We start from the raw sequence: 22,530 nt of genomic DNA, 5'->3' as shown, positions 1-22,530 counted from the left end.
TTATATTGTCCCAGATGAATTCAGGCTGAGCGACAGAGGTTAACGGGATTGCCGGATGGACTATTCGTTCAAATTGGGCCGCAACCATTGCCGCGCCTGGTCGAGGCTGACGCCGCGCCGTGCCGCATAATCCTCTACCTGGTCCTCGCTGATTCGCGCCACACCGAAATAATCCGCCTGTGGATGGCCAAAATAGAATCCCGACACGGCAGCGGTCGGTGTCATCGCAAAGCCGCTGGTCAGTTCGATTCCCGTATGCGCGGTGGCATCAAGCATCTCGAACAGGATCGGTTTCAGACTGTGGTCCGGGCAGGCCGGATAGCCGGGGGCGGGGCGAATGCCCTGATATTTTTCCTGGATCAGCTGCTTGTTGTTCAAATGTTCGTCCGCCGCATAGCCCCAAAGGTCCTTGCGGACATGTTCGTGCATACGCTCGGCAAAGGCCTCGGCCAGCCGGTCGGCCAGCGCCTTTAGCAGGATGCTGTTATAGTCGTCCTTGTCCATCTCGAAACGCTGGACATGTTCTTCAATGCCGTGGCCGGCGGTGACGGCAAAGCCGCCGATCCAGTCATCCTCGGTATCGATGAAATCAGCGAGGCAATTGTTTGGCTTGCCGCCGCGCTTGATCACCTGCTGGCGCAGCATCGGCAAGCCATATTCCGCATTGTCCGGAGAGACGCGAATATCGTCACCGTCGCGCCGGGCGCGCCAGAGGCCGGCCACACCTTTGGCCGTCAGCCATTTCTCCGCGATAATCTGGTCGAGCATCGCCTGCGCATCGCGGAACAGGTCGCTGGCGCTCTCGCCGACGATTTCGTCGGTCAGAATGGCGGGATAGTTGCCGGCCAGTTCCCAGGCGCGGAAGAAGGGCGTCCAGTCGATATAGTCGCGCAGCTCGGCAAGATCCCAGTCCTCATAGACATGCAATCCCGGCTTCGCCGGTGCCACGGGCTTGAGATCCATATCGATCTGGGCGGCATTGGCACGGGCTTCCTCGAGCGTCGCCAGCTTCTTGCCGGTCTTGCCAGCCCGCGCGACACGGACCTGCTCATAATCTTCCCGTGTCCTGGCGATAAAGCCGTCTGCCTGCGTATCGCTGACCAGTTGCGACGCGACGCCGACCGCACGGCTGGCATCCAGAACATAGACCGTCGGTCCGCTATAGGCGGGCTCGATGCGCAGCGCAGTATGGGTTTTTGACGTGGTCGCGCCGCCGATCAGCAGCGGCATGGTCATTTTTGCCCGCTCCATTTCCTCGGCGACGGTCACCATCTCATCGAGCGATGGCGTGATCAGGCCCGACAGCCCGATAATATCGGCATCATTTTCATTCGCGGCCTTCAATATGTCGGTCCAGGCCACCATTACGCCGAGATCGATGACTTCAAAGCCGTTACATTGCAGCACGACGCCGACGATATTCTTGCCGATATCGTGCACATCGCCCTTGACCGTGGCCATGATGATCTTGCCCTTGCCCTTGGCATTCTCGTCCTTCTCGGCTTCGATATAAGGGAAGAGATGGGCAACGGCCTTCTTCATCACGCGCGCGGATTTCACCACCTGCGGCAGGAACATCTTGCCCGAGCCGAACAGGTCGCCGACGACATTCATGCCGTCCATCAGTGGGCCTTCGATCACCTCGATCGGCCGGCCTTCGCGCGCCTTGACGGCGAGCCGCATTTCCTCGGTATCCTCGATGATATGGGCGTCGATACCCTTGACCAGCGCATGTTCGAGCCGCTTGTGCACTTCATAGCCGCGCCATTCTGCCGCCGCTTTCTCCGCCACCTCGTCCGTGCCGCGGAATTTTTCGGCGAGCGTGATCAGCCGGTCGGTGGCATCCTCGCGGCGGTCGAATATGACATCTTCGCACAGCTCGCGCAGTTCCGGGTCGATGTCGTCGTAAATATCCAGCTGGCCGGCGTTGACGATCGCCATGTCCATGCCGGCAGGGATGGCGTGGTAGAGGAAGACGCTGTGCATGGCCTTGCGTACCGGTTCGTTGCCGCGGAAGCTGAACGAGAGGTTGGACAGGCCGCCGGAGATATGCACATGCGGGCAGCGTTTCTTGATCTCGCGGGTCGCCTCGATAAAATCGATGCCGTAGCGGCGATGCTCGTCAATCCCGGTCGCGATCGCGAATACATTGGGATCAAAGATAATATCTTCCGGCGGAAAGCCGATGCCGGTGAGCAGCTGGTAGGCGCGTTCGCAAATCTCGACCTTGCGATCCTTGGTATCGGCCTGACCCGTCTCATCAAAGGCCATGACCACGACGGCGGCACCATAGGCCATGCATTTGCGCGCGTGGCTGAGAAATTCTTCCTCGCCTTCCTTCATCGAGATGCTGTTGACGATCGGCTTGCCGGAGACACATTTCAGGCCTGCCTCGATCACCGACCATTTGCTGCTGTCGATCATCACCGGCACCCGCGCGATATCGGGTTCGGCGGAGATCAGCTTGAGAAAGGTGGTCATCGCGTGATGCGCGTCGAGCAGGCCCTCGTCCATATTGATATCGATCACCTGCGCACCATTCTCGACCTGCTGGCGGGCGACTTCGACCGCGGCTTCATAATCGTCATTGAGAATCAGCTTTTTGAAGCGCGCCGATCCGGTGACATTGGTGCGTTCGCCGACATTGACGAAATTGGTAGAAGAGGGCTGTGTCATGATATTGTGATGGTATCCGTTGGCCTCGCGCGCAGACGAAAGGCAGTTATGCTTCTGCGGTCCGTTCCGAATTTTTCTTCGAAACGAACCGCAATAGTGTTTCTTCAGGCGGCCATATTGAATGGCTCCAGGCCGGACAGACGCGTGTGCACTGGAATGGCCGGTATCTTGCGTGGCTCGTGACCGTCAACAACCTTTGCAATAGCGGCAATATGCTCCGGCGTCGTGCCACAGCAACCGCCGACAATATTGACCAGTCCGTCGTTGAACCAGTTCTCGATCAGCTCGGCGGTTTCGTCCGGCAATTCGTCATATTCGCCGAGTTCGTTGGGCAGGCCGGCATTGGGATAGGCCATGATAAGCGTATCCGCCTCCTTCGCCAGCATGGCGAGGTGCGGACGGAGCTGGTCGGCACCGAAGGAACAGTTGAGCCCGATGGTCAGCGGTTTGAGATGCCGGACCGCGTGCCAGAAAGCCTCGACGGTATGACCCGACAGATTACGGCCGGACAGGTCGGTCAGGGTCATCGAGATCATCAGCGGAATATCCCGTCCGCTCGCTTCGGCCGCTTCCATTGCCGCCATGCCGGCGCATTTGGCGTTGAGCGTGTCAAAGATCGTCTCGATCAGCAGAAAATCAACGCCGCCTTCGATCAGCGCGTCGCACTGCGCCCGGTAGACGCCTTTCAGATAGTCATAGTCGATTTCGCGGAAACCCGGATCGTTGACGTCGGGCGACAGGGAAAGCGTCTTGTTGGTCGGCCCGATGGATCCGGCCACAAAGCGCGGGCGGCCATCCTTGGCTTCGGCCTTGTCACAAGCCGCGCGCGCGATTTCGGCTGATTTGACGTTCAGGTCGCGGACCAGATGTTCGCAGCCATAATCGGCCTGGCTGATCTCGGTCGAGCTGAACGTATTGGTCTCGATGATGTCGGCGCCGGATTCGAGATAGGATGTATGAATGGCTTCAATGATGTCCGGCCGGGTCAGGCTGAGCAGATCATTATTGCCCTTCTGGTCATCGGCCAGTTCCAGCGTGCCGCGATAGTCGCGTTCGCCGAGGCCATAATTCTGGATCGCGGTGCCATAGCCACCGTCGAACACCAGAATTCGTTCGCCAGCCAGTTTCTGCAATCGTTCGCGCGCGCTGGTCATGCCGCTTTCTCCTGTTGTGCGCCAGCGGGGCGCTTGCCCAGCAAATGGCATATCGCGTAGCTGAGTTCGGCCCGGTTGAGCGTATAGAAATGGAACTGGCGAACGCCGCCGGCATAAAGTTTGCGGCACAATTCTGCCGCCACGGTGGCCGCGATCAGCTGTCTTGCCGCGGGATGGTCGTCGAGGCCTTCGAACAGATCGTTCATCCAGCCCGGAATTTCCGCGCCGCACATGCCGGCAAATTTGCGTGTCTGGGCGACGTTCGACACCGGCAAAATGCCCGGTACCAGCTCGGCATCGATCCCGGCCGCGGCCGCGGCATCGCGAAACCGGAAAAAGGCTTCGGCGGTGAAGAAGAATTGTGTGATTGCCCGGCTGGCGCCCGCGTCCAGCTTGCGCTTCAGATTATCAAGGTCGCTTTGCGGACAATCGGCCTCGGGATGGGTTTCCGGATAGGCCGCCACCGAGATTTCAAAGGGTGCAATATCCTTCAATCCCTTGACCAGATCTGCCGCGCTGGCATAGCCATGGGGATGCGGTTCAAAAGCCGTGCCTTCCGCCGGGGGATCGCCGCGCAGGGCGACAATATGCCGGACGCCTGCCTCCCAATAGGAGCGTGCAACATCCGCTATTTCGTCCTTGCTGGCACCCACACAGGTCAGATGCGCAGCAGCCGGAATATCGGTTTCCCTGGCGATGCGGGCTACCGTTGCATGGGTGCGTTCCCGGGTGGTGCCTCCTGCGCCGTAGGTGACGGAAACAAAGCGCGGGGTGAGTGGCTCGAGCGTCACCACGCTGTCCCACAAGGTTTTCTCCATCTTCTCTGATTTTGGCGGGAAAAATTCGAAGGAGACATCGGCGTCGCCGCTCAATCCGGCAAAAAGAGGAGCATCCAGCGCCCGCTTGGCTTCTTCCAGTTCGCTGAGGGCCAGTGGCCGTGCGGGGTTGCTCATGCTGATGCTCTTTTCAAATTTTTGTTCGGGAGGTGTGATCCCCGCGAATCGGGGTGGAGGCTGGGGACGGCGTTCTTTCTGGCGACCCAAATTTTGACTGTCAGCTCACCGCCATCCAGGGTCTTGCTCTGTACCAGCTGCAGCTGTGACGTTTTGAGCCAGTGCTTCATGCTGTCATCGCTGAAACCAAGTCTTGCGTGGGCATGTTCGGTGCGCAAATCTTCCCGGTCATGGGCGGCAAAGTCGGCGATCAGGACGAGACCATCGGGATTGAGCACCCGCGATACTTCGTCCAGAACCGCTTCGGGATGTTGCGCATAGTGCAGAACCTGGTGAAGGATGACGCTGTCAACCGCCGCATCTTCCAGCGGAAGATGGTTGAAATCGCCTTGCTTCAGTTCTGTCTTCTGTATCAGCTCTGCTCCGCCGCCGGCTTCGCTTTCGAGCAATTTGGCCCGTGCCAGCCGAAGCATTTCCGGACTGTTGTCGATTGCGATGACCGATTGCGCCGCAGCACCGAACAGTTCGACCATCCGGCCGGTCCCGGTTCCGATGTCGAGCATTTTGCCGAGTGGTGCATCGCGGAGCAGGGCGAGCATCGCCCGTTCGACTTCCTCCTCCGGCAGATGGAGCGAACGGATAGCGTCCCATTCGTCGGCGTGGGCAGCGAAATAGCGCTCGGCCATTTCTGCGCGTGCCTTGCGAACCAGTGACAGCTGGGCCTGGTCCTGCAATGCCTGTTCGGATTGCGCTACTGCTTGCGACCGGAAAATCCGGCCCAGGATTTCAAGCTCCGACGCCGTGCCCGGTTTGAGGAACACCCAGCTCCCTTCTTTCCGCCGTTCGGCCAGGCCAGCCTCATCCAATATCCTGATATGGCGCGAAATACGAGGCTGACTCTGGTTCAGAATCTGCGCCAGTTCGCCGACGGCCAGTTCCATCTTTTGCAGCAACAGCATGATTCGCAATCGCGTCGGGTCGGCCAGCGCCCTGAATATATTCAAGATATCGTCCATGTTGCAGCACTATATAAAGAAATCTTTATATCTGGTCAATCGGCTTGATCTTCTGCGGCTGGCTTTTTCTTTCCGGCGCTGGCTCTAGGAGATTTTACAAGTCAGAATGGGCCGAATCAGGTTGGTCATTGCGTTCATTCGGCCATATCGCTAAAGATAGGCCCGCAGGCCTGAGGAGCGAAAAAAACTCCCCGCCGGCTTGGTTTTTGAGGACTAAAATAGAGGGTTATCCCAATGAAAAAAGTTACAACATCAATCGTACTCGCCGCTGCACTTGGCCTGGCCGCTTGCTCCGGCGCAGACAATGCGGAAACCGGTGTGGAAGAAGCGGCAGAAGGCACGGAAGCAACGGCTGAAGAAGCTGCTGCTGATGCCATGGATGCTGCTGAAGGCACTGCCGACGCCATGGGCGAAGCGACTGCCGAAGCAACCGCTGAAGCTGCCGATGCCGCTGGCGAAGCTGCTGTAGCCGCTGGCGAAGCTGCCGAAGCCGCTGGTGAAGCTGCCAAGGACGCTGCGAAAAGCGCAGTCGACAAAGCTGCTGACGCTGCGAAAAAAGCAGTAGAATAAGCTTTTCAGAATTTATCGGAAAAGGGCTGTCTCCGGACGGCCCTTTTTTTTGTCTTTGGTCCGGCCGGGACAGGGCTTATGGAGATGTCATGAGAACCGTGGTCAACATCATAATATTAGCGGGACTGACGGCCTGCGGCCCGGCGCAGAATGATCCGGGACCAGGCGGGGTGACCGTTGGCGAGGCCGAAGCGCTGGATGAAGCGGCAAAAATGCTGGACGAGCGCAACTTGCCACCGGATTTGATGGACGATATGCCATCCGGGGACGTTCAAAGCGAATAGGCGTCAGCCCGGATGATAGCGGCCCACCGCCCGGGTCACCGCCTGCATCATGCGCATGCGTTCGGGAATAGAAGCGGTCGTGTCGCCCAGCATCACCACCACTGCATAGCGCGTGCCATCGGGTGCGGTCATGATGCCGATATCATTATAGCCGGTCGCCACCGCACCAAGAACCTGGCCGGTACCAGTCTTGTGCAGGAATTCCCAGCCCGCGGGTACGCCGGCCTTAAGCCGGTTCGGCCCGCTGCGGGTGCGCTTCAATATCGATTGCAGCAATTTGGTTGAATTGGCGGAGAGCAATTCGCCGCGGGCCAGCTTGTCGAGCGCGTGTACAATCGCCCGCGGACTGGCGCCGTCAACCGGATCGGCGAGATAGGCGTCCAGCGATTGCCGCCGGCGTTCAACCGGCACTTTCGCGCGGGCGGCATAGAATGACCGGCGATAGGACAGATCCTGCTTCCATTCCATTCCGGCAATGCCCGCCTGCAACAATCGCTCTCCGGGACCGAAGCGGATCTTTCCCAGATTGTTCTTGTCGATGAACTTGCGGACGGCTTCGGGGCCGCCGGCGTGACGCAACAGGGCATCGTTGGCGGTATTGTCGCTGCTGGCCAATGCTTTTTCCAGCAGCGTGTAGACGGATTTCACCACGGCGCCTTCCCGTTCCACCTCAACCGCCATCGGTTGATGAAACAGAGTCAGGTCTTCCTTGCCGATGCGGATCGGGTCGGACAGCGAAGCGCGGCCCTGATCGATCTTGTCGAGCATGGTCATGGCCACCCAGAGTTTGGACACGCTTTGCTGCGGAAAATATTCGTCGATCCGGTGGCCGAATTCCCACTCGCCATCGATCCGCTTGATGGCAATCCCGGTCTTTCCCGGAAAGGTTCGCCAGAGCTGTTCGATTTCCTGCACCAGCGCCGGGTTGGGACGTTTGCGTGCGGTATTGGAGACGGGCGGAGCCGAAGGTGCGGGGTTCTGGTAGGTGGGGGCGGGAGCCGTGGCGGGTCTGGTCGCGGACCGATTGGGGGCAGACACGCAGGCGGCCAGAGTGACGGTCAGCATCAAGGTCAATATTTGACGGAAAGGTCTCATGAGCGGTCGATCATCTGCTGCTGGAATGTTCATAGATCCTTCTAACTACGCGCTCCCGTCTGAACAGAGACAAAACTGCCGATTGCGGTGAACGATTCTTCTGCTGCGACGGATTGCTCCGGCTGGTACGTGAAATCACCGGATCTGGCAGGAAATGGCTATTTCAAGATACCGAAGTTGAAACGGCGAGTGACGCGATAGTCGAGCGTATTGACGAGGAAATAGCATATGGCCCAGCGCAGGCGATTGAGAAATGTCCGCCGGGATTTATGCAGGTCCGGTGTAATGGCTTCGCTATGCTCGTGCAGGATATCGATCAGGCTGCGCGCATGGTCGGCAAAGGCGCGATCCTCGATCCGCAGCATCATTTCCACATTGATGAACAGGCTGCGCAGATCAAAATTTGCCGAGCCGATATAGACGGCGTCATCGACGATGACCAGTTTCGTGTGGAGCCGCTTGGGCTGGAATTCGAACAGGCGCGCATGCCGTTTCAGCAAATATCCGTAAAGCAGCCGGCTGGCCCCCATGGTGGCGCCATTGTCGGTCTTGCCCGGCAAGATGATCCGGCTGTGGCCGCCGCGCTTCGACACGCCGCCAATCCGGCGCAACAGCCCTTGTCCGGGAGAAAAATAGGCGGTGACGAGATCCAGTCTGCTGCCTTGCTCCAGATCATTTTTTATCGCGCGGGCCCAGCGGCTCAAGCGATTGCTTGGTCCGCCGAGAAGCCACTGGAACTGTCCGTTGCCAGCTTCCCACAAACGCACCATTTTGCGCAGCGAACGCATATTGCCATTGTCCCGATAGACCCAGTCGGACAACAGCCTGAAATAGCTGGCGAGACTGGCAACCTCGGGGCCGTTGAATTCCAGACCCAGATCCTCCCAGCTTTCGTCTTCCCCGTCATCTCCTCCGGACGGTTCATGCACGGCAAAATATTCGTCGGCGATATTGAACCCGCCAATCAGGGCACAGCAATCATCCGCGATGATCATTTTCTGGTGATTGCGGACAAAATAGCTGGTCGAGAAACGCGGGCTGAATATTTTGAACCTGCCGCCCGCCTGGACGAAGGAATCAAAAAAATTGCGCGGCGCACCATTGGAGCCGAAACTGTCGACCATCATCTCGACTGCGACGCCCCGTTTACAGGCCGCGATCAGAATATCGAGAATCTTCCGGCCGGTCGAATCGTCTTCGAACATGTAGAAGAAAAGCTTTAGACTTTTATCGGCCTGTTCGAGCAGATTGACGAGTGCGGCAAGGCGCTTGTCCGGCGCGCGCACCAACCGTAACCGGTTGGCGCCGACGTCAAACCATTGCGCTCGCCCGGGCTGCCATGAAATTGTACTCGCGGGGGTGTTTTTCATGGTTTCGAGGCATAGATTATCACCGCCCTACCGACAAACCATTAGATTGTATTCCGGGCTATGCGGCGTAGGACGGGACCACCCGGATTTGTTGACAAATCCCGCCAATAGCCCTACATGCAGGCCTCTTTTCCTATAGTTTGCAGAATCAGGAGCGCCTTATGGCTCGCGTTACGGTTGAAGATTGCGTTGATAAAGTGACAAACCGGTTTGATCTGGTGTTGTTTGCAGCCCAGCGCGCACGTGAGATTTCCGGCGGCGCAGAGCTGACGGTCGATCGCGACCGCGATAAAAACCCGGTTGTCGCCCTGCGCGAGATCGCGGAAGAAACGATCAAGCCGAAGGATCTGGAAGAAAGCCTCGTGCAGTCGCTGCAGAAGGTTCTCATCGACGATGATGATACGCCGGATGAAATCGGTTCGATCAGCCAGTCGGCAGAAGCGCTTCGTCTTACGGCCGCCGCACCGCCACGCAGCGCCGGTGTCGCCGGGGACTATGGTCGCCGCTAAACGGTCTGCGGTTCGCCGCTGATATCCTCGAGACAAAAGAAAAGGCCGCCGGGAATATCCCGAGCGGCCTTTCTTCTGTTCCGGCTCCTTGCGGTTAGCCTGTCAGACGCCTTGTGGCTTGGGGTCGCCAAACGGCCCCTTTTTCTTCCGTCCCGCTTTTGGAATGGACGTGCCGACCGAAGGAGCGGCAGCCGGCTTGATCACTCCGCCATCAGGCCGCTCGAACTTGCCGGTCTTGACCAGCTCGTCGATTTCCTCGCCGGACAGGGTCTCATATTCGAGCAGCGCATTGGCCAGTGCGTGAAGCTGATCCTCATGATCGGTCAGCAACTGTTTCGCGCGGTCATAGCTGTCGTCGATCAGCTTGCGGATTTCCAGATCGATCTTCTTTGCGGTTTCGTCCGACATATGAACGCGCTGGGACTGTGAATAGCCGAGGAAGGTTTCGCCCTGTTCCTCTTCATATTGCAACGGCCCCATCAGGTCCGACATGCCCCATTGGGTCACCATGTCGCGGGCCAGCTTGGTGGCATATTGAATATCGCCGGATGCGCCGGAGGAAACCTTGTCATAGCCGAAGATGATTTCCTCGGCGACGCGGCCGCCCATCGATACCGCCAGATTGGCGTGCATCTTGTCGCGGTGATAGCTGTAATTGTCCCGTTCGGGCAGGCGCATCACCATGCCGAGCGCACGGCCACGGGGGATGATCGTCGCCTTGTGGATCGGATCGGAGGCCGGCTCGTGGACCGAGACAATGGCATGGCCAGCTTCGTGATAGGCGGTCATTTTTTTCTCGTCGTCGGTCATCACCATGGACTTGCGCTCGGTGCCCATCATGACCTTGTCCTTGGCGTCCTCGAACTCGCTCATCGCGACCATCCGCTTGCCACGGCGGGCCGCCATCAGTGCCGCTTCGTTGACGAGGTTTGCCAGATCGGCGCCGGAGAAGCCGGGCGTTCCGCGTGCAATGGTTCGCGCGTCGACGTCTGGCGCCAGCGGCACTTTCTTCATGTGGACAGCAAGAATCTTCTCGCGGCCTTCGATATCGGGACGCGGCACGACAACCTGCCGGTCGAAACGGCCGGGACGCAGCAAGGCCGGGTCAAGCACATCGGGACGGTTGGTCGCAGCGATAATGATGATGCCTTCATTGGCTTCGAAACCGTCCATTTCGACCAGCAGCTGGTTCAGCGTCTGCTCGCGTTCGTCATTGCCATTGCCGAGACCGGCACCACGATGACGACCAACGGCGTCGATTTCATCGATGAAGACGATGCACGGCGCGTTTTTCTTCGCCTGTTCGAACATGTCGCGAACCCGGCTGGCGCCAACGCCGACAAACATTTCGACGAAATCCGAACCGGAGATCGAGAAGAAGGGCACGCCCGCTTCGCCTGCGATAGCGCGGGCCAGCAGCGTTTTACCGGTACCCGGCGAACCGACGAGCAATGCGCCTTTCGGAATCTGGCCGCCCAGCTTGGCAAAGCGTCCGGGATTTTTCAGAAATTCAACAATCTCTTCCAGCTCTTCGCGTGCTTCGTCGATGCCGGCGACATCGGCAAAGGTCACCTTGCCCTGTTTCTCGGTCAGCAGCTTGGCCTTGGATTTGCCAAAGCCCATCGCTCCGGACCCGCTGCCCTTCTGCATCTGGCGCAGCACGAAGAAAGCGATGCCGAGAATCAGCAGGAAAGGAAGCGACTGGACGAGGATGATCTGCCAGATGCTGGCCTGCTCCTGCGGCTTGCCGCTATATTCCACGCCTTTCTCGTCCAGCAGCGTTACCAGCGACGGATCGCTGCCAACCGGTGTGGTGGTGAACAGGTCGCCATTGGTCAGCTCGCCGGTGATCTTGTCCGGCGCAATGGCCACGCTTTTCACACTGCCTTCCTCTACCTTGTCGCGGAAGGAGGAATAGCTGATACCGGTCGCCCCTTCGCCCGAGGCGCCCGCTCCGAACATCGATACGGTGAGCAGAAGCGCAATGATGACGCCGGCCCAGATGAACATGCTTTTCATCCAGGGATTTTCTTTGGGATCCTGTTCGTCATTCATTGCGTATTTTGTCCTGTAATCAATGTTGCAGCGGATGAACGGCATCACGCCGCAATTATCTATGGTTTCAAGATAGTCCTTTTGCTGCGGATGACAATAAGTAGGCCAATGTTTTTACCGATCAAAGTGATCGGCTCAGCCGCTATCCAGCGCCGTGTCGCTCCGTCAGCTGGTCCGGCGCCTTGGCGCCGGCTGGAAGCGCCAGACTGCGCCACCCCGGCATAATATATTCCCCAGGGTGACGGTTTCGCCTTTTTCCAGTGCTAGGATTGTCTGGTCGATCTGGTTACCGCGTGGAGACAGGGCAGGATCACAGATATGCAGGCAACGGAGCAACAGTCGCCGCTGGATCTCGTGCGGAAAGCGGGTGTTGGACAGGGTGCAGCCCGTGGCCGTGCTTTTGATATGGTCACCGGCGAGCTGATCCGTCATCCATTCTAAAGCCTCGCGGGCGTCGCCCACTGCGCTTGCGCTCTGGCTCGCAAGGCTGGTGTCGAAGCCTTCCAGATCCTGCAGCGCCTTGCGCACCCGCACCCGGTCAAAGCCCTGATCGCGATTGGAGGGATCGTCGACCGCTTCCAGGCCGTGGCCGGCGACATAGGCGACCAGTTCCGGTTTCTGGAAATCAAGCAGGGGGCGGATGATATGGGAGCGTTTCGCCCTGATCCCCGAAAGGCCGTCAATGCCGCTGCCGCGCAGGATGCGCATGATCATGGTCTCCAGCTGGTCATCGGCGTGATGCGCGGTTGCCAGCCAGTCGATACGCCGGTCCTTCATCCAGTCGTGGAGCAACCCGTAACGGGCGCGGCGTGCGGCGCTCTGGATACTGCCGCGGATCGGAACAACCGGGCGCAATATGTCGTGCGGAATGTTATGTTCGCGACAGACCGAGGCCGTAAATTCCGCCTCTTCGCGCCCGGCGGGGCGCAGGCCGTGGTCGACGGTGGCTGCGGCGATCCTGTCCGGACAGGCTTTGGATGCCAGCAACAGCAGGGCCAGACTGTCGGGGCCGCCGGACACCGCCAGACCGAGTGTCTGTTCCTTGGATGCAAAGGACGGCAGCAGCCGGTCAAGCGCCTCCGCGAAACGGATTTCCAGCGAGGCAGGGGCACCGGTCATGGCCTACTTGCAATTGGCAGCAGCCTTACCCGATGTCACGCGGCTGGCCAGCCGGCCACTGGCGACCTCGGGATAGACATCCTCCATCTCGGCCAATACCCGACAGGCATCGTCCTTTTTCCCCAGCTGTACCAGCGCGCTGCTGAGAAAATAGAGGCTGTCCGGAGCGCGCTCTCCGCGCGGCCTTTTCTGGTAGTTTTCATAGAGGGCAACCGAAGCCAGCGCCGGCTTGTTGTCATCGAGATAGGCGCGTCCGAGCAGATTTTGCGCAAAACTCGCGCGGCGATGGTTCGGATGATCCTCGACTGTTTTCTTCAACTGCGCTTGCGCTTCCGGATAGAATTTCGCATCCCACAGGCGGTAGCCGTAAATATAGGAATCCTCGCCGGCATCGCCGGTGTCCGGCATGACGATCGCGGCGACGCCCACCACTCGTTGCGGATCAGGCGCGGCCTCCTCGGCTGTGGTTGCAGCCGTCGCTGCCGCAGCGCTGCCGCTATTGGCCGTCGACACGCTCGCCGTCGGGGTGGCGGCCGCTGCCAGCTGGTCCTCGATCTTCTTCAGCCGAAAGCCGTTCTCCTCGACCTGCCCGGTGAGATTGGCCAGGCTGGACTCGAGCGCATCCACCCGGGCGATCAGGTCACTGACGGCGGAAGTCGTGACCGATGTCGCGGGGGTTGCCGGACCCGATTCCGCGGTGATTTCAGGTTCGAAATAGCGGGTTGAACCACCCGGGAAGACTTTGCGCTGGACCGCACGCATCTCCTGTTCGAGCCGGTCGACGCGCTTGTCCACATCGGCGCTCTGGGCCGATAAAGGCGTGCTGGCAAGCAGGCTGGTGAGCAGGATTGTGATACCGAATGTCTTCATCGAGGCCTCCGCAAATTGCGCGCATATTAACCATATACTACGCTGAAAAGTAAATAATATTATACCGGACAACGGGTTTGATCCGGAGGCGTGCCGCGATCCTGGCGGCCCCGGCGGCGGTTATTCGGACGGCAGATCGCCATCCGGGTTGTTGACCGTTTCCCGCGCCAGCAGCGCGGCCGCGCTGACGCCGACGTCCTTTATCGTCCGCTCGGCGCTGCCCAGCTGGGGGACAACCTGTCCGTCAATGGTGACCGTCAGCGCTGCAGGGCGTCCGGTCAGGATCTGCGGATCATCGGCATCTGCCGGCACGGTAAAGGTTTCGCCGGCGGCCATCTGGTCCTCGAACAGACGCTCGCCCTCCGCATCATAGATTTTCATCCAGACCGGTTCGGTTGCCGTAAGAACGACAGTGCCCTGACCAGATGGCATCGGGTTGCTGCCCGCGACAGTCTGGCCCGGGGTATCGGGCGATGCAGTTTCTGCCGGCATCGCGGGTTCGCTGTCTGCAGCCAGTTCAAGGTCACCGGGATTGAGGATCAATGTACGCCAGACGAGATAACCGATCAGAACCAGCGCGCCGATACCGGCCGCTGTCCATGCCAGATAGCGGGGCGGAATGCTGGACGGGTTTGCCGGTGCATAATCGCTTACTTCGGCCTGATAGGCGCCGTGTCCCTGTTCATCCATTTCGGCACGCAACTGGCTGCCGATCGTAGCGTCGACCAGGCCCACCGTTCTGGCGTAGGATTTGGCAAAACCGATTGCATAGGTTCGTCCGGGCAGCGCTTCGAAATCGCCGCTTTCTAGCGACTCCAGATGGCGCAGCGGGATTCGGGTTTTTTTGGCAACATCGTCCAGCGAGAGATTTTTCTGCTCCCGCGCACGGCGCAACAATTCGCCCGTGCTGTGCAGATTCAGCTCAACATTTGCGTCTTCATTGGTTTCTTCGGCCACAAAAACTCCCTTGGCCGGATCAATTTGCGACCCTTTTCGCACGTCCCGGATTTGCGACGAAAAAGCCAGTTTGGGCGGCAAAAGTCAATGACTATCATGCGTTAGTCGCTGGATTTTACTTTTTCTCTGGCTCGCAAGGTGAATCGTCGGCGGATCGCCTGGCACTGGTCAGCCCAGATCAACATCGCGCTGATTGGCCCATTGCTCGAGGCGCGCTCTCGGCTCGTTCGGCGCGTCCTGCAATATCGCTTCCATCTCCGATCGGGCTTCGCCGAGATTAAGAGACCGGACCATTGCCTTGATCGGACCGACCGAGGCGGGGGTGATCGACAGGTTCCGGATGCCAAGGCCAAGCAGCGCCAGAGCATCGAGCGGCCGGCCGCCCATCTCTCCGCAAATACCGAGCGGAATATCAAAACGCGCAGCATTGTCAGAGGCGCGGCGCAGGAATCGGAGAATGGCCGGGCTCATCCAGTCGAACCGTTCGGCCAGTTTCGGGTTGCTGCGGTCGGCGGCAAACAGAAACTGGGTCAGATCATTGGTGCCGATCGACAGAAAATCGAGCCGGTCGGCCATCAGGTCCAGACATTCTGCCAGCGCCGGAACTTCCAGCATGGCGCCGTAGCGGATCTGCGTCGGCAGCCGCTTCTTCTGGCTTTGCAGATAGAGACGCTGATTTTCGAATACCGCCCGTGCCTCGTCAAATTCCCACGGCTCTGCGATCATCGGGAACATGACATTCAGTTTCCGTCCCGCTGCAGCCTCGATCAGGGCGCGCGCCTGAACCTTCATCAAGGCGTCCCGTTCCAGACCGATGCGGATCGCCCGCCAGCCCATTGCCGGATTGTCTTCCTTGATCTCGCTGGCCTGGAAATAGGGCAGGGGCTTGTCGCCGCCGATATCGACGGTGCGGAAAATGACCGGCTTGTCTCCGGCGGCATCCAGCACATCGCGGTAAAAGCGCGTCTGCCCGGCCCTGCCCGGCATGGTCGCGGCGACCAGAAACTGGAATTCGGTGCGGAACAGACCGATGCCGTCCGCGCCGGTCAGATTGAGCAAAGCCAGATCGTCCCGCAGGCCGGCGTTGATATTGAGCGTGATCCGGACGCCGTCCCTGGTTACGGCTTCCTTGTCGCGCAGTTCGGAATAGGCGGCGCGTTTTTTCTGGCTGAGCTCCAGCTGCGCCTCGAACGCTTCCTCCATCGAGGGGCTGGGACGGACGAAGACGGTCTTTTCGTCGACATTGAGCAGAAGAGGATCGTCTTCCCGGACGAATTGCCGGATATTCTTGACCTGTCCGAGTATCGGTATGCCCATGGCGCGCGCGATGATCGTGACATGGGCGGTCAGCGAACCTTCCTCGAGGATGACGCCTTTCAGCTTGCGCCGGTCATATTCGAGCAGTTCGGCCGGTCCGAGGTTGCGGGCAATCAGGATCGAATCCTGCCGCAAGCCCATTTTTGCCGCGGTTCCCAATTGTCCCGAAACCGTCCGCAACAGCCGATTGGCGAGATCCTCCAGATCGTGCATGCGCTCGGCCAGCAACGGATCGTCAATCTGCCGCATGCGCATCCGCGTATGCTGCTGCACGCGTTCGATCGCTGCTTCGGCGGTCAGGCCGCTGTCGATCGCTTCGTTGATCCGCCGGCTCCAGCCCTCGTCATAGGCGAACATCTTGTAGGTCTCGAGCACCTCTTCATGCTCGCCGCCCACCCCGAATTCGGCCTGGCTGGTCATCTGGTCGATCTGGTCGCGCATCTTGTCGAAGGCGGAATAGACCCGGTGCCGTTCCGCTTCGATATCTTCCGCCACCGTATGCTCGATCTTGACACGCGGCTGATGGAACACCGCATGACCGCGCGCCTTGCCCTTGACCAGTTGCAATCCGCTCAGGCGGTTGGCACCAATGTCGAGGGTTGCCGTCTCCTGGGCGAAATTGTCATCGACCAGTTCCGCGCTGATGATCAGTTCGGACAGGACCATTGCCGCCGTCTGGAACGCTTCAATCTCGACTTCGGAATAGCGGCGGGGTTCGACATGCTGGGCACAGAGAACACCGATAGACTGCTGGTTGCGGATGATCGGCACACCGGCGAAGCTGTGGAATTTTTCTTCGCCGGTTTCCGGCCGGTACTGGAAGTCGGGGTGGCTCGCCGCCTCGTCGAGATTGAGCGTCTCGACATTTTTGGCAATATAGCCGGTCAGGCCTTCGCCCATCGCGAGTTTCGTTACATGCACTGCTTCCGCGTTCAGCCCGCGGGTTGCGTAAAGTTCCAGCAGGCCGTCGCGGCGCAAATAGATTGAACAAACCTCGCTGCTCACCGCCTCGGCTATGGTCTCAACCACCTGGTTGAGCTTCGCCTGTGCGTTGCCGCGGGACGCCATGATCGACCGGAGACCGGTCAGGATATTGCGGGCAGTCTTGGTGCTGGAGGGATCGGATGCGGGCATGGTGATTGCCTAGCAGAAACGCCGTATGAGTGCGAAGCAGAAAACAGCACTTCGGCCAGGGCAATGAATATTTTTTCCGGACCAGCCGGATCGCCGTCGCCGATTTTCCGCTAGTTAAGCAGTTCCTCTTTCAGCCGGAGCTTTTCTTTCTTCAGATTATGGATTCGAATCGTGTCCGGAAGCGGGCGGGTTTCTTCTTCATTAATCTTGCGTTCCAGCGCTTCATGTTTTTTGCGCAATGCTGACATGTGATCCTGAATCATAAAAATCTCCTCAGAAATATTGTTTTTTGAAAATGAAAGAGGGTGAAAGCTTCCTTTCCTGCTGAGCTGGCCAATTTGGCCTCGCCTCCTGCGACATGGGTTAAAGGTCTTGGTTTCGACCTGAACCATGAATAGAGTGAAGATTGCAAAATTGCGTAAGCGACGCAAGGGGGAGATTGAGCCGGAATGGGGATGAGCGATGAAGAGTTGCAAATGCGGCTTGAAATGCTGAAAGTCGAGCATCGCGATCTCGACGAGGCGATTGCCGCGCTGGTGGCAACGGGCAATCCGGATCAGTTGCGGACCGCGCGACTCAAGAAAAGAAAATTGCAGTTGCGCGACCGGATCATCATGATCGAAAACCAGCTGATTCCGGATATTATCGCCTGAGGCCACGCTCGTCTGCGGACCTGCCGCCCGTTAACCAGTGCCGTCCACCAGTTAACCCTGGAACCTTCCGCGTGTCAGTTTGAAACAGAGGCCCCGCAGGCCGTTCTGACGTGGAAAATTAGCTGTCAAAGAACTGCAAAAAATTGCTACGGAGCTTCTATGCCAGATCGTGAAGCCCTTTTGACGACCAGATTGATCGACGCACTTTATACCGAAGCCATGCTGCTCGCGGACGAGTCCCGTTCCTATTTTGAATCCGGGCGTTTCCAGGAAGAATCCGATCCGGACAATCTTCTGGCCGTTTCCTTTTCATGCGAATCCCTCAAAGTCACGACCAGACTGATGCATTGCATCGCCTGGCTGTTGAATCAGAAAGCCTTGCAAAGCGGGGAATTGTCCGAAGCCGAAGCATGGAACCGGGATCGCTCGCTTGGTCAGGCACCCGTTACCGATCAGGCGCTGGTCGAGAGTTTTCCGGTAGAAGCGCGCCAGATCATCATGGCCAGCGAAGAATTGTTCCAGCGCCTGCTGCGCCTCTCCGGGCGCATGAATCAGGACAAGGAAGCCGAATCGGCGGTCCAGAATATGTTCCGCCGACTCCAGAGCAACTTCTGATCGAACGCCGGCAATTCAGGCCGTCGCGGCTTTTTCCTCATCCATTGTCGGATAGTCGGTATATCCCTCCGGACCTTGGGTGTACCAGGTCGGGGTGAAATCGGTCGGGTTGAGTTCCGCGCCCGCCCGGAACCGCTCCGGCAGGTCCGGATTGGTCATGAATGTCCGGCCAAAGCTGATCGCGTCGGCCTTGTTTTCAGCCAGCGCTGCGGTCGCGTTATCGTAGAAATAGTCGCTGTTGAGCACCAGTGGCCGATGGAAGACCGGGCGGATATCGGGGCTGACCGGCGGCACGTCGGTATTTCCGTAGGTGCCGTGGGCAGGGGGCTCGCGCAGTTCGAGAAAGGCGATGCCGATCTGGTCGAGCAATTTGGCCGCAGCGGTAAAGGTTTCCACCGGTGTCGCGTCATCCGCGCCCTGGGAATCGCCATTAGGTGACAGGCGGACCGCAACCCGGTCGCTGCCCCAGACCTCAACCAGCCGCTGCGTTACTTCGCCGAGCAGGCGGATACGGTTCTCGACCGGTCCGCCATATTCATCGGTCCGCAAATTGGTGCCGGAACGAATGAACTGGTCGATAAGATAGCCATTGGCGGCGTGCAGCTGGACACCGTCGAAGCCGGCCTTTTTCGCATTTTCCGCCGCATTCTGGTAATCGTCGAGCAGGCCGGGAATTTCCGAGATTTCCAGCGGACGGGCTTCTTCATAATCTTTCTTGCCCTGATAGGTCCGGACGCTGCCGGGCGCGGTCGTGGCTGAAGCGGAGACCGGCTTTTCCCCATCGAGAAAATCGGGATGGACGATGCGACCCATATGCCAGAGCTGGCAGATGATCTTGCCGCCGGCCTGGTGCACCCGTTCGACAACCGGCTTCCACGCTTCGGTCTGCGCGTCGTTCCAGATGCCCGGAGCGAAGGGCGTGCCGAGACCCTGCTGGCTGATCCCGGTGGCCTCCGAAATGATCAGGCCGGCACCGGCGCGCTGGGCATAATATTCGCCCATGATCGGCGTGGGGACAAATTCCATGGTCGAACGGCAGCGGGTCAGCGGGGCCATGAACATGCGGTTGGAGGCTTCGATGGCGCCAACGGTGATCGGATCGAACAATGTGGTCAAGATGGAATTCCCTGAAACAAGAGGCGTGAAATGTTAATCAGACAGTTAAGAGGCCTCTGCTCTAAATGCAATGGTTTGAAACCAGGCAATTTCTGTCTATGTTGATAGGGCTGATTTCAAAGGAACCCCCATGTCTGCATCGCTTCCCGAAGAACCTACCCTGGACGAAGTGCGCTCTTTTCTCGCGCCATCGCTGGCTGCGCAGGCCGCTTTTGACGGCTGGAACGGAAAGGCTGTACTGGCGGCCGCACAACTTGCCGGCGTGGACCCAGATCTTGCCACACTCGCGTTCAATGACGGGCCGGTCGATATGATCGACGCATGGTTTCAGGCGGTGGACGAGAAAATGGCGGCAAAATATAGCGCCGAAGAACTCGCCGGAATGAAAATACGCGAACGGATAAAGGCGCTGGTCGAAGCGCGGCTGGAGGCGCTCGCGGCAGACCGCGAAGGCCTGCGGCGGGCGGTCGCCATATTGGCGGCGCCACCGCATTTACGCCGGGCCGCGAAAATGGGCTGGCGCGCTGCCGACAAGATGTGGCGGCTGGCTGGTGACACGGCAACCGACTATAATCATTATACCAAGAGGACGCTGCTATCCGGCGTCTACGGCAGTACGGTCAGTGTCTTTCTGGATGACGAAAGCGATGATTTTTCCGATACCAGAGCGTTTCTGGACCGGCGGATCGAAAATGTCATGCAGTTCGAAAAGGTAAAGGCCAGGGTCACCGGCGGTGGCGGTGACCGCTTCAGCATGGCCCGCTTTATCGGGCGGTTGCGCTATCGCGGAGCCTGAATGACAGTAGCGCCTGTGGGGCGGAGCGGCGAGGCGCTGGGCGTCTGGTGACAAATAGGCAGAAAAAGACTCGCCAAGCCGAATCTATATTGATAATCAGTCGCAATTAGAAAGGCCCTGTTGCGATATATGCAGACTCCCACAACCCTTGACCAGCTGTCCCTCAATCAAAATGCCGAAATTGTGGGCATAGACTGGGGAGCGATTTCCGATGCCGAGGGACGCCGTCTGCGCGCGCTCGGGATCGACGAAGGTGTTTCGCTGGAGAAGCTGCACCAGGGAATGTTTGGGCTGAAAGATCCGATTGCCCTGAAAGTCGGACGAATGATGATTGCCGTCCGCAAGGCCCATGCACAGGCTATATCGGTTCAGCCGGTTGCAGCATCGATAGCTGCCTGAACGATGACGGAAGCTGCGCCACTCATTGTCCTCGCGGGCAACCCCAATTCCGGCAAAAGTGCTCTGTTCAATGCACTGACCGGAGCCCGGCAGAAGATTGCCAATTATCCCGGTGTTACGGTCGAACGGAAGTCCGGCCATTTCGCCTTTGCCGATGGTCGTCCGGCCGAACTGGTCGACCTTCCGGGCAGTTACAGCCTCGATCCGACCAGCCCGGACGAAGAAGTGACGCGCGGCGTCATCATGGGGCTGCAAAAGGGCGAACGCCGGCCTGACATGATCGTGCTGGTGCTCGATGCTGCCAATCTCGACAATCATCTGCGTTTTGCGCTGGAAGTGATCGCACTCGGTCACCCGGTTGTCGTGGCGCTCAACATGATGGATCTGGCGGAGCGGGACGGACTGACTCTCGATCCGGCAAAGCTGGCGGAGGCACTCGGCGTTCCCGTGGTGCCGACCGTCGCCGTTCGCCGGCGCGGACTGGACGAACTTGCTGCGGCCGTGGATGGTCGTCTCAAGGCAAAGCCGGATGGCGTAAAGCCGATCGTCGCGCAGGAGCGCGATCACGGTTTGCGGCAGCAGGCCAAGCGGATTGCCAACCAGGCGATCGTTTCCGAAACCGCAGGACGACGCTGGTCGGAGCGGGCCGACCGCCTGTTTCTCCACCCCTTTGCCGGACCGTTGATTCTGCTCTCGGTGCTGTTCGTCATGTTTCAGGCAGTCTTTGCCTGGTCAGAGGCGCCGATCGGCTGGATCGAAGGGGCGAGCGAATGGGTTGCCGCGGCGGTCGAGTCGAATCTGCCGTCCGGTTTCCTGCGCGACTTCATCATCGAAGGCGCCATTGCCGGGGTCGGTTCAGTGGTGGTCTTCCTGCCGCAGATCCTGATCCTGTTCCTGTTCATCCTGCTGCTCGAAGCCAGTGGCTATATGACACGCGCCGCTTTCATCATGGACCGGCTGATGGCCAGTGTCGGCCTGTCCGGGCGCAGTTTCATTCCGCTGCTGTCCTCGTTCGCCTGCGCCATTCCCGGCATCATGGCAACGCGCAGCATCTCCGATCCGCGAGACCGGCTGACGACCATATTGGTTGCCCCTCTGATGACCTGCGCCGCGCGGCTGCCGGTTTACGCGATCATCATCGGCGCGTTCATCCCGCCAACCAGCGTCGGGCCGGGAATCGGCCTGCAAGGTCTGGTGCTGTTCGGCCTCTACGTCTTCGGCATTCTCGGGGCGATGATCGTGGCGCTGGTTCTGCGATCGACCGTAACCAAGGGGCCGAATAGCGGCTTCCTGATGGAAATGCCGAAATATCAGCTGCCCAGCCTGCGCGACATATTGATCGGCCTGTGGCAGCGGGCCTGGATATTCCTGCGCCGTGCCGGCACGATCATCTTTGCGGCGACCGTCATATTGTGGCTGCTGCTGACCTTCCCGAAGGTCCCCGAGGACAGCGCGATGAGCCAGGTCGACTATAGCGCGGCGGGCCGGATCACCAACGTCATTGCTCCGATCGTCAAGCCGATCGGCTTCGACCGGGATATTGCGCTCGCCCTGATCCCGGCGATGGCGGCGCGCGAAGTGGCTGTCGCGGCGCTCGCGACCACTTATGCGATTGATGCGCCGGACGAAGAAGCGGAGGCAAAATCCCTGACCGAACGGCTGCAAAGCCGCTGGTCGCTGCCGACCGCTTTGGCTTTTCTCGCCTGGTTTGTCTTTGCGCCGCAATGTATCTCGACCATCGCCGTGACCCGCAGGGAAACCAACGGCTGGAAATGGCCGACCTTCATGCTCGTCTATCTTTTTGCGCTCGCCTATGTGGCGGCCGGTATTACATATTGGAGTGCCGTCGCCCTCGGTCTATAGAGTTCCCAA

Annotated in this window: 21 protein-coding genes; 8 read left to right on the top strand and 13 right to left on the bottom strand. The window is 59.2% G+C overall.

From position 1 onward, the window contains the following. Positions 1 to 60: 60 nt before the first annotated feature. The 4 genes from metH to BOSE62_RS08425 form a co-directional block, all read right to left on the bottom strand. The gene (metH, locus tag BOSE62_RS08440; protein WP_159644279.1) at positions 61 to 2,676 is read right to left on the bottom strand and encodes a methionine synthase; all 2,616 of its coding nucleotides are present in this window, start codon (positions 2,674 to 2,676) and stop codon (positions 61 to 63) included. 104 nt (positions 2,677 to 2,780) lie between these two features. Then, the gene (locus tag BOSE62_RS08435; RefSeq protein ID WP_159644276.1) at positions 2,781 to 3,830 is read right to left on the bottom strand and encodes a homocysteine S-methyltransferase family protein; all 1,050 of its coding nucleotides are present in this window, start codon (positions 3,828 to 3,830) and stop codon (positions 2,781 to 2,783) included. Beyond that, positions 3,827 to 4,783, bottom strand: a complete 957-nt coding sequence (metF, locus tag BOSE62_RS08430) for a methylenetetrahydrofolate reductase (RefSeq protein WP_159644271.1) — start codon at positions 4,781 to 4,783, stop codon at positions 3,827 to 3,829. The genes BOSE62_RS08435 and metF overlap by 4 nt, the downstream gene beginning before the upstream one ends. Next, positions 4,780 to 5,799, bottom strand: a complete 1,020-nt coding sequence (locus BOSE62_RS08425; RefSeq protein ID WP_159644258.1) for an ArsR/SmtB family transcription factor — start codon at positions 5,797 to 5,799, stop codon at positions 4,780 to 4,782. The genes metF and BOSE62_RS08425 overlap by 4 nt, the downstream gene beginning before the upstream one ends. A gap of 234 nt (positions 5,800 to 6,033) precedes the next feature. Between BOSE62_RS08425 and BOSE62_RS08420 the strand changes: the two genes are divergently transcribed. Beyond that, complete coding sequence (locus tag BOSE62_RS08420; RefSeq protein WP_159644248.1) at positions 6,034 to 6,369, top strand: hypothetical protein; 336 nt, start codon at positions 6,034 to 6,036, stop codon at positions 6,367 to 6,369. Between the two features lie 89 nt (positions 6,370 to 6,458). Further along, positions 6,459 to 6,653, top strand: coding sequence for a hypothetical protein (locus BOSE62_RS08415; RefSeq protein ID WP_159644235.1), 195 nt, complete (start codon positions 6,459 to 6,461; stop codon positions 6,651 to 6,653). A gap of 3 nt (positions 6,654 to 6,656) precedes the next feature. Here the strand turns inward: BOSE62_RS08415 and BOSE62_RS08410 are convergent, their stop codons facing one another. Further along, positions 6,657 to 7,748 (bottom strand): serine hydrolase, encoded by a 1,092-nt coding sequence (locus tag BOSE62_RS08410; RefSeq protein WP_159644232.1) that lies wholly within the window; start codon positions 7,746 to 7,748, stop codon positions 6,657 to 6,659. A 158-nt stretch (positions 7,749 to 7,906) separates the two neighbouring features. After that, positions 7,907 to 9,118: a phospholipase D-like domain-containing protein gene (locus BOSE62_RS08405; RefSeq protein WP_159644226.1), complete on the bottom strand. Its 1,212-nt coding sequence runs from the start codon at positions 9,116 to 9,118 to the stop codon at positions 7,907 to 7,909. Between the two features lie 161 nt (positions 9,119 to 9,279). Between BOSE62_RS08405 and rpoZ the strand changes: the two genes are divergently transcribed. After that, positions 9,280 to 9,627, top strand: a complete 348-nt coding sequence (gene rpoZ, locus BOSE62_RS08400; protein ID WP_159644220.1) for a DNA-directed RNA polymerase subunit omega — start codon at positions 9,280 to 9,282, stop codon at positions 9,625 to 9,627. Positions 9,628 to 9,729: 102 nt separating this feature from the next. Here rpoZ and ftsH read toward each other — a convergent pair whose 3' ends face one another. The 6 genes from ftsH to BOSE62_RS17565 form a co-directional block, all read right to left on the bottom strand. Further along, a complete protein-coding gene (ftsH, locus tag BOSE62_RS08395) occupies positions 9,730 to 11,682 on the bottom strand; it encodes an ATP-dependent zinc metalloprotease FtsH (protein ID WP_159644214.1) in 1,953 nt (650 codons plus the stop codon). 165 nt (positions 11,683 to 11,847) lie between these two features. Next, entirely contained in the window at positions 11,848 to 12,801 is a 954-nt protein-coding gene (tilS, locus tag BOSE62_RS08390; RefSeq protein WP_159644206.1) for a tRNA lysidine(34) synthetase TilS, read from the bottom strand. A gap of 3 nt (positions 12,802 to 12,804) precedes the next feature. Beyond that, positions 12,805 to 13,671, bottom strand: a complete 867-nt coding sequence (locus BOSE62_RS08385; protein ID WP_159644199.1) for a tetratricopeptide repeat protein — start codon at positions 13,669 to 13,671, stop codon at positions 12,805 to 12,807. A gap of 120 nt (positions 13,672 to 13,791) precedes the next feature. Next, entirely contained in the window at positions 13,792 to 14,628 is an 837-nt protein-coding gene (locus BOSE62_RS08380; RefSeq protein ID WP_159644194.1) for a helix-turn-helix domain-containing protein, read from the bottom strand. 168 nt (positions 14,629 to 14,796) lie between these two features. Next, positions 14,797 to 17,079 (bottom strand): phosphoenolpyruvate--protein phosphotransferase, encoded by a 2,283-nt coding sequence (ptsP, locus tag BOSE62_RS08375; RefSeq protein ID WP_159644192.1) that lies wholly within the window; start codon positions 17,077 to 17,079, stop codon positions 14,797 to 14,799. Between the two features lie 110 nt (positions 17,080 to 17,189). Next, the gene (locus tag BOSE62_RS17565) at positions 17,190 to 17,471 is read right to left on the bottom strand and encodes a YdcH family protein (RefSeq protein WP_328799770.1); all 282 of its coding nucleotides are present in this window, start codon (positions 17,469 to 17,471) and stop codon (positions 17,190 to 17,192) included. Between the two features lie 63 nt (positions 17,472 to 17,534). Between BOSE62_RS17565 and BOSE62_RS08365 the strand changes: the two genes are divergently transcribed. After that, complete coding sequence (locus BOSE62_RS08365) at positions 17,535 to 17,732, top strand: YdcH family protein (protein ID WP_159644184.1); 198 nt, start codon at positions 17,535 to 17,537, stop codon at positions 17,730 to 17,732. A gap of 159 nt (positions 17,733 to 17,891) precedes the next feature. Continuing rightward, a complete protein-coding gene (locus tag BOSE62_RS08360) occupies positions 17,892 to 18,347 on the top strand; it encodes a DUF1465 family protein (protein WP_236553937.1) in 456 nt (151 codons plus the stop codon). A gap of 15 nt (positions 18,348 to 18,362) precedes the next feature. Here the strand turns inward: BOSE62_RS08360 and BOSE62_RS08355 are convergent, their stop codons facing one another. Next, a complete protein-coding gene (locus BOSE62_RS08355; RefSeq protein WP_159644181.1) occupies positions 18,363 to 19,463 on the bottom strand; it encodes an alkene reductase in 1,101 nt (366 codons plus the stop codon). A 130-nt stretch (positions 19,464 to 19,593) separates the two neighbouring features. Between BOSE62_RS08355 and BOSE62_RS08350 the strand changes: the two genes are divergently transcribed. The 3 genes from BOSE62_RS08350 to feoB all read left to right on the top strand — a co-directional run bounded on the left by BOSE62_RS08350 (position 19,594) and on the right by feoB (position 22,521). After that, a complete protein-coding gene (locus tag BOSE62_RS08350) occupies positions 19,594 to 20,259 on the top strand; it encodes a COQ9 family protein (RefSeq protein ID WP_159644177.1) in 666 nt (221 codons plus the stop codon). Between the two features lie 129 nt (positions 20,260 to 20,388). After that, complete coding sequence (locus BOSE62_RS08345) at positions 20,389 to 20,658, top strand: FeoA family protein (RefSeq protein ID WP_159644162.1); 270 nt, start codon at positions 20,389 to 20,391, stop codon at positions 20,656 to 20,658. 3 nt (positions 20,659 to 20,661) lie between these two features. Next, on the top strand, positions 20,662 to 22,521 hold the full coding sequence (gene feoB, locus BOSE62_RS08340) for a ferrous iron transporter B (protein ID WP_159644157.1): 1,860 nt from the start codon (positions 20,662 to 20,664) through the stop codon (positions 22,519 to 22,521). Positions 22,522 to 22,530 lie beyond the last annotated feature (9 nt).

The sequence above is a fragment of the Sphingorhabdus sp. 109 genome, assembly GCF_902506555.1.
Lineage (GTDB): Bacteria > Pseudomonadota > Alphaproteobacteria > Sphingomonadales > Sphingomonadaceae > Parasphingorhabdus.
The sequence above is the reverse complement of the archived record's forward strand: the minus strand, read 5'-3'. Positions and strand labels throughout refer to the sequence as shown.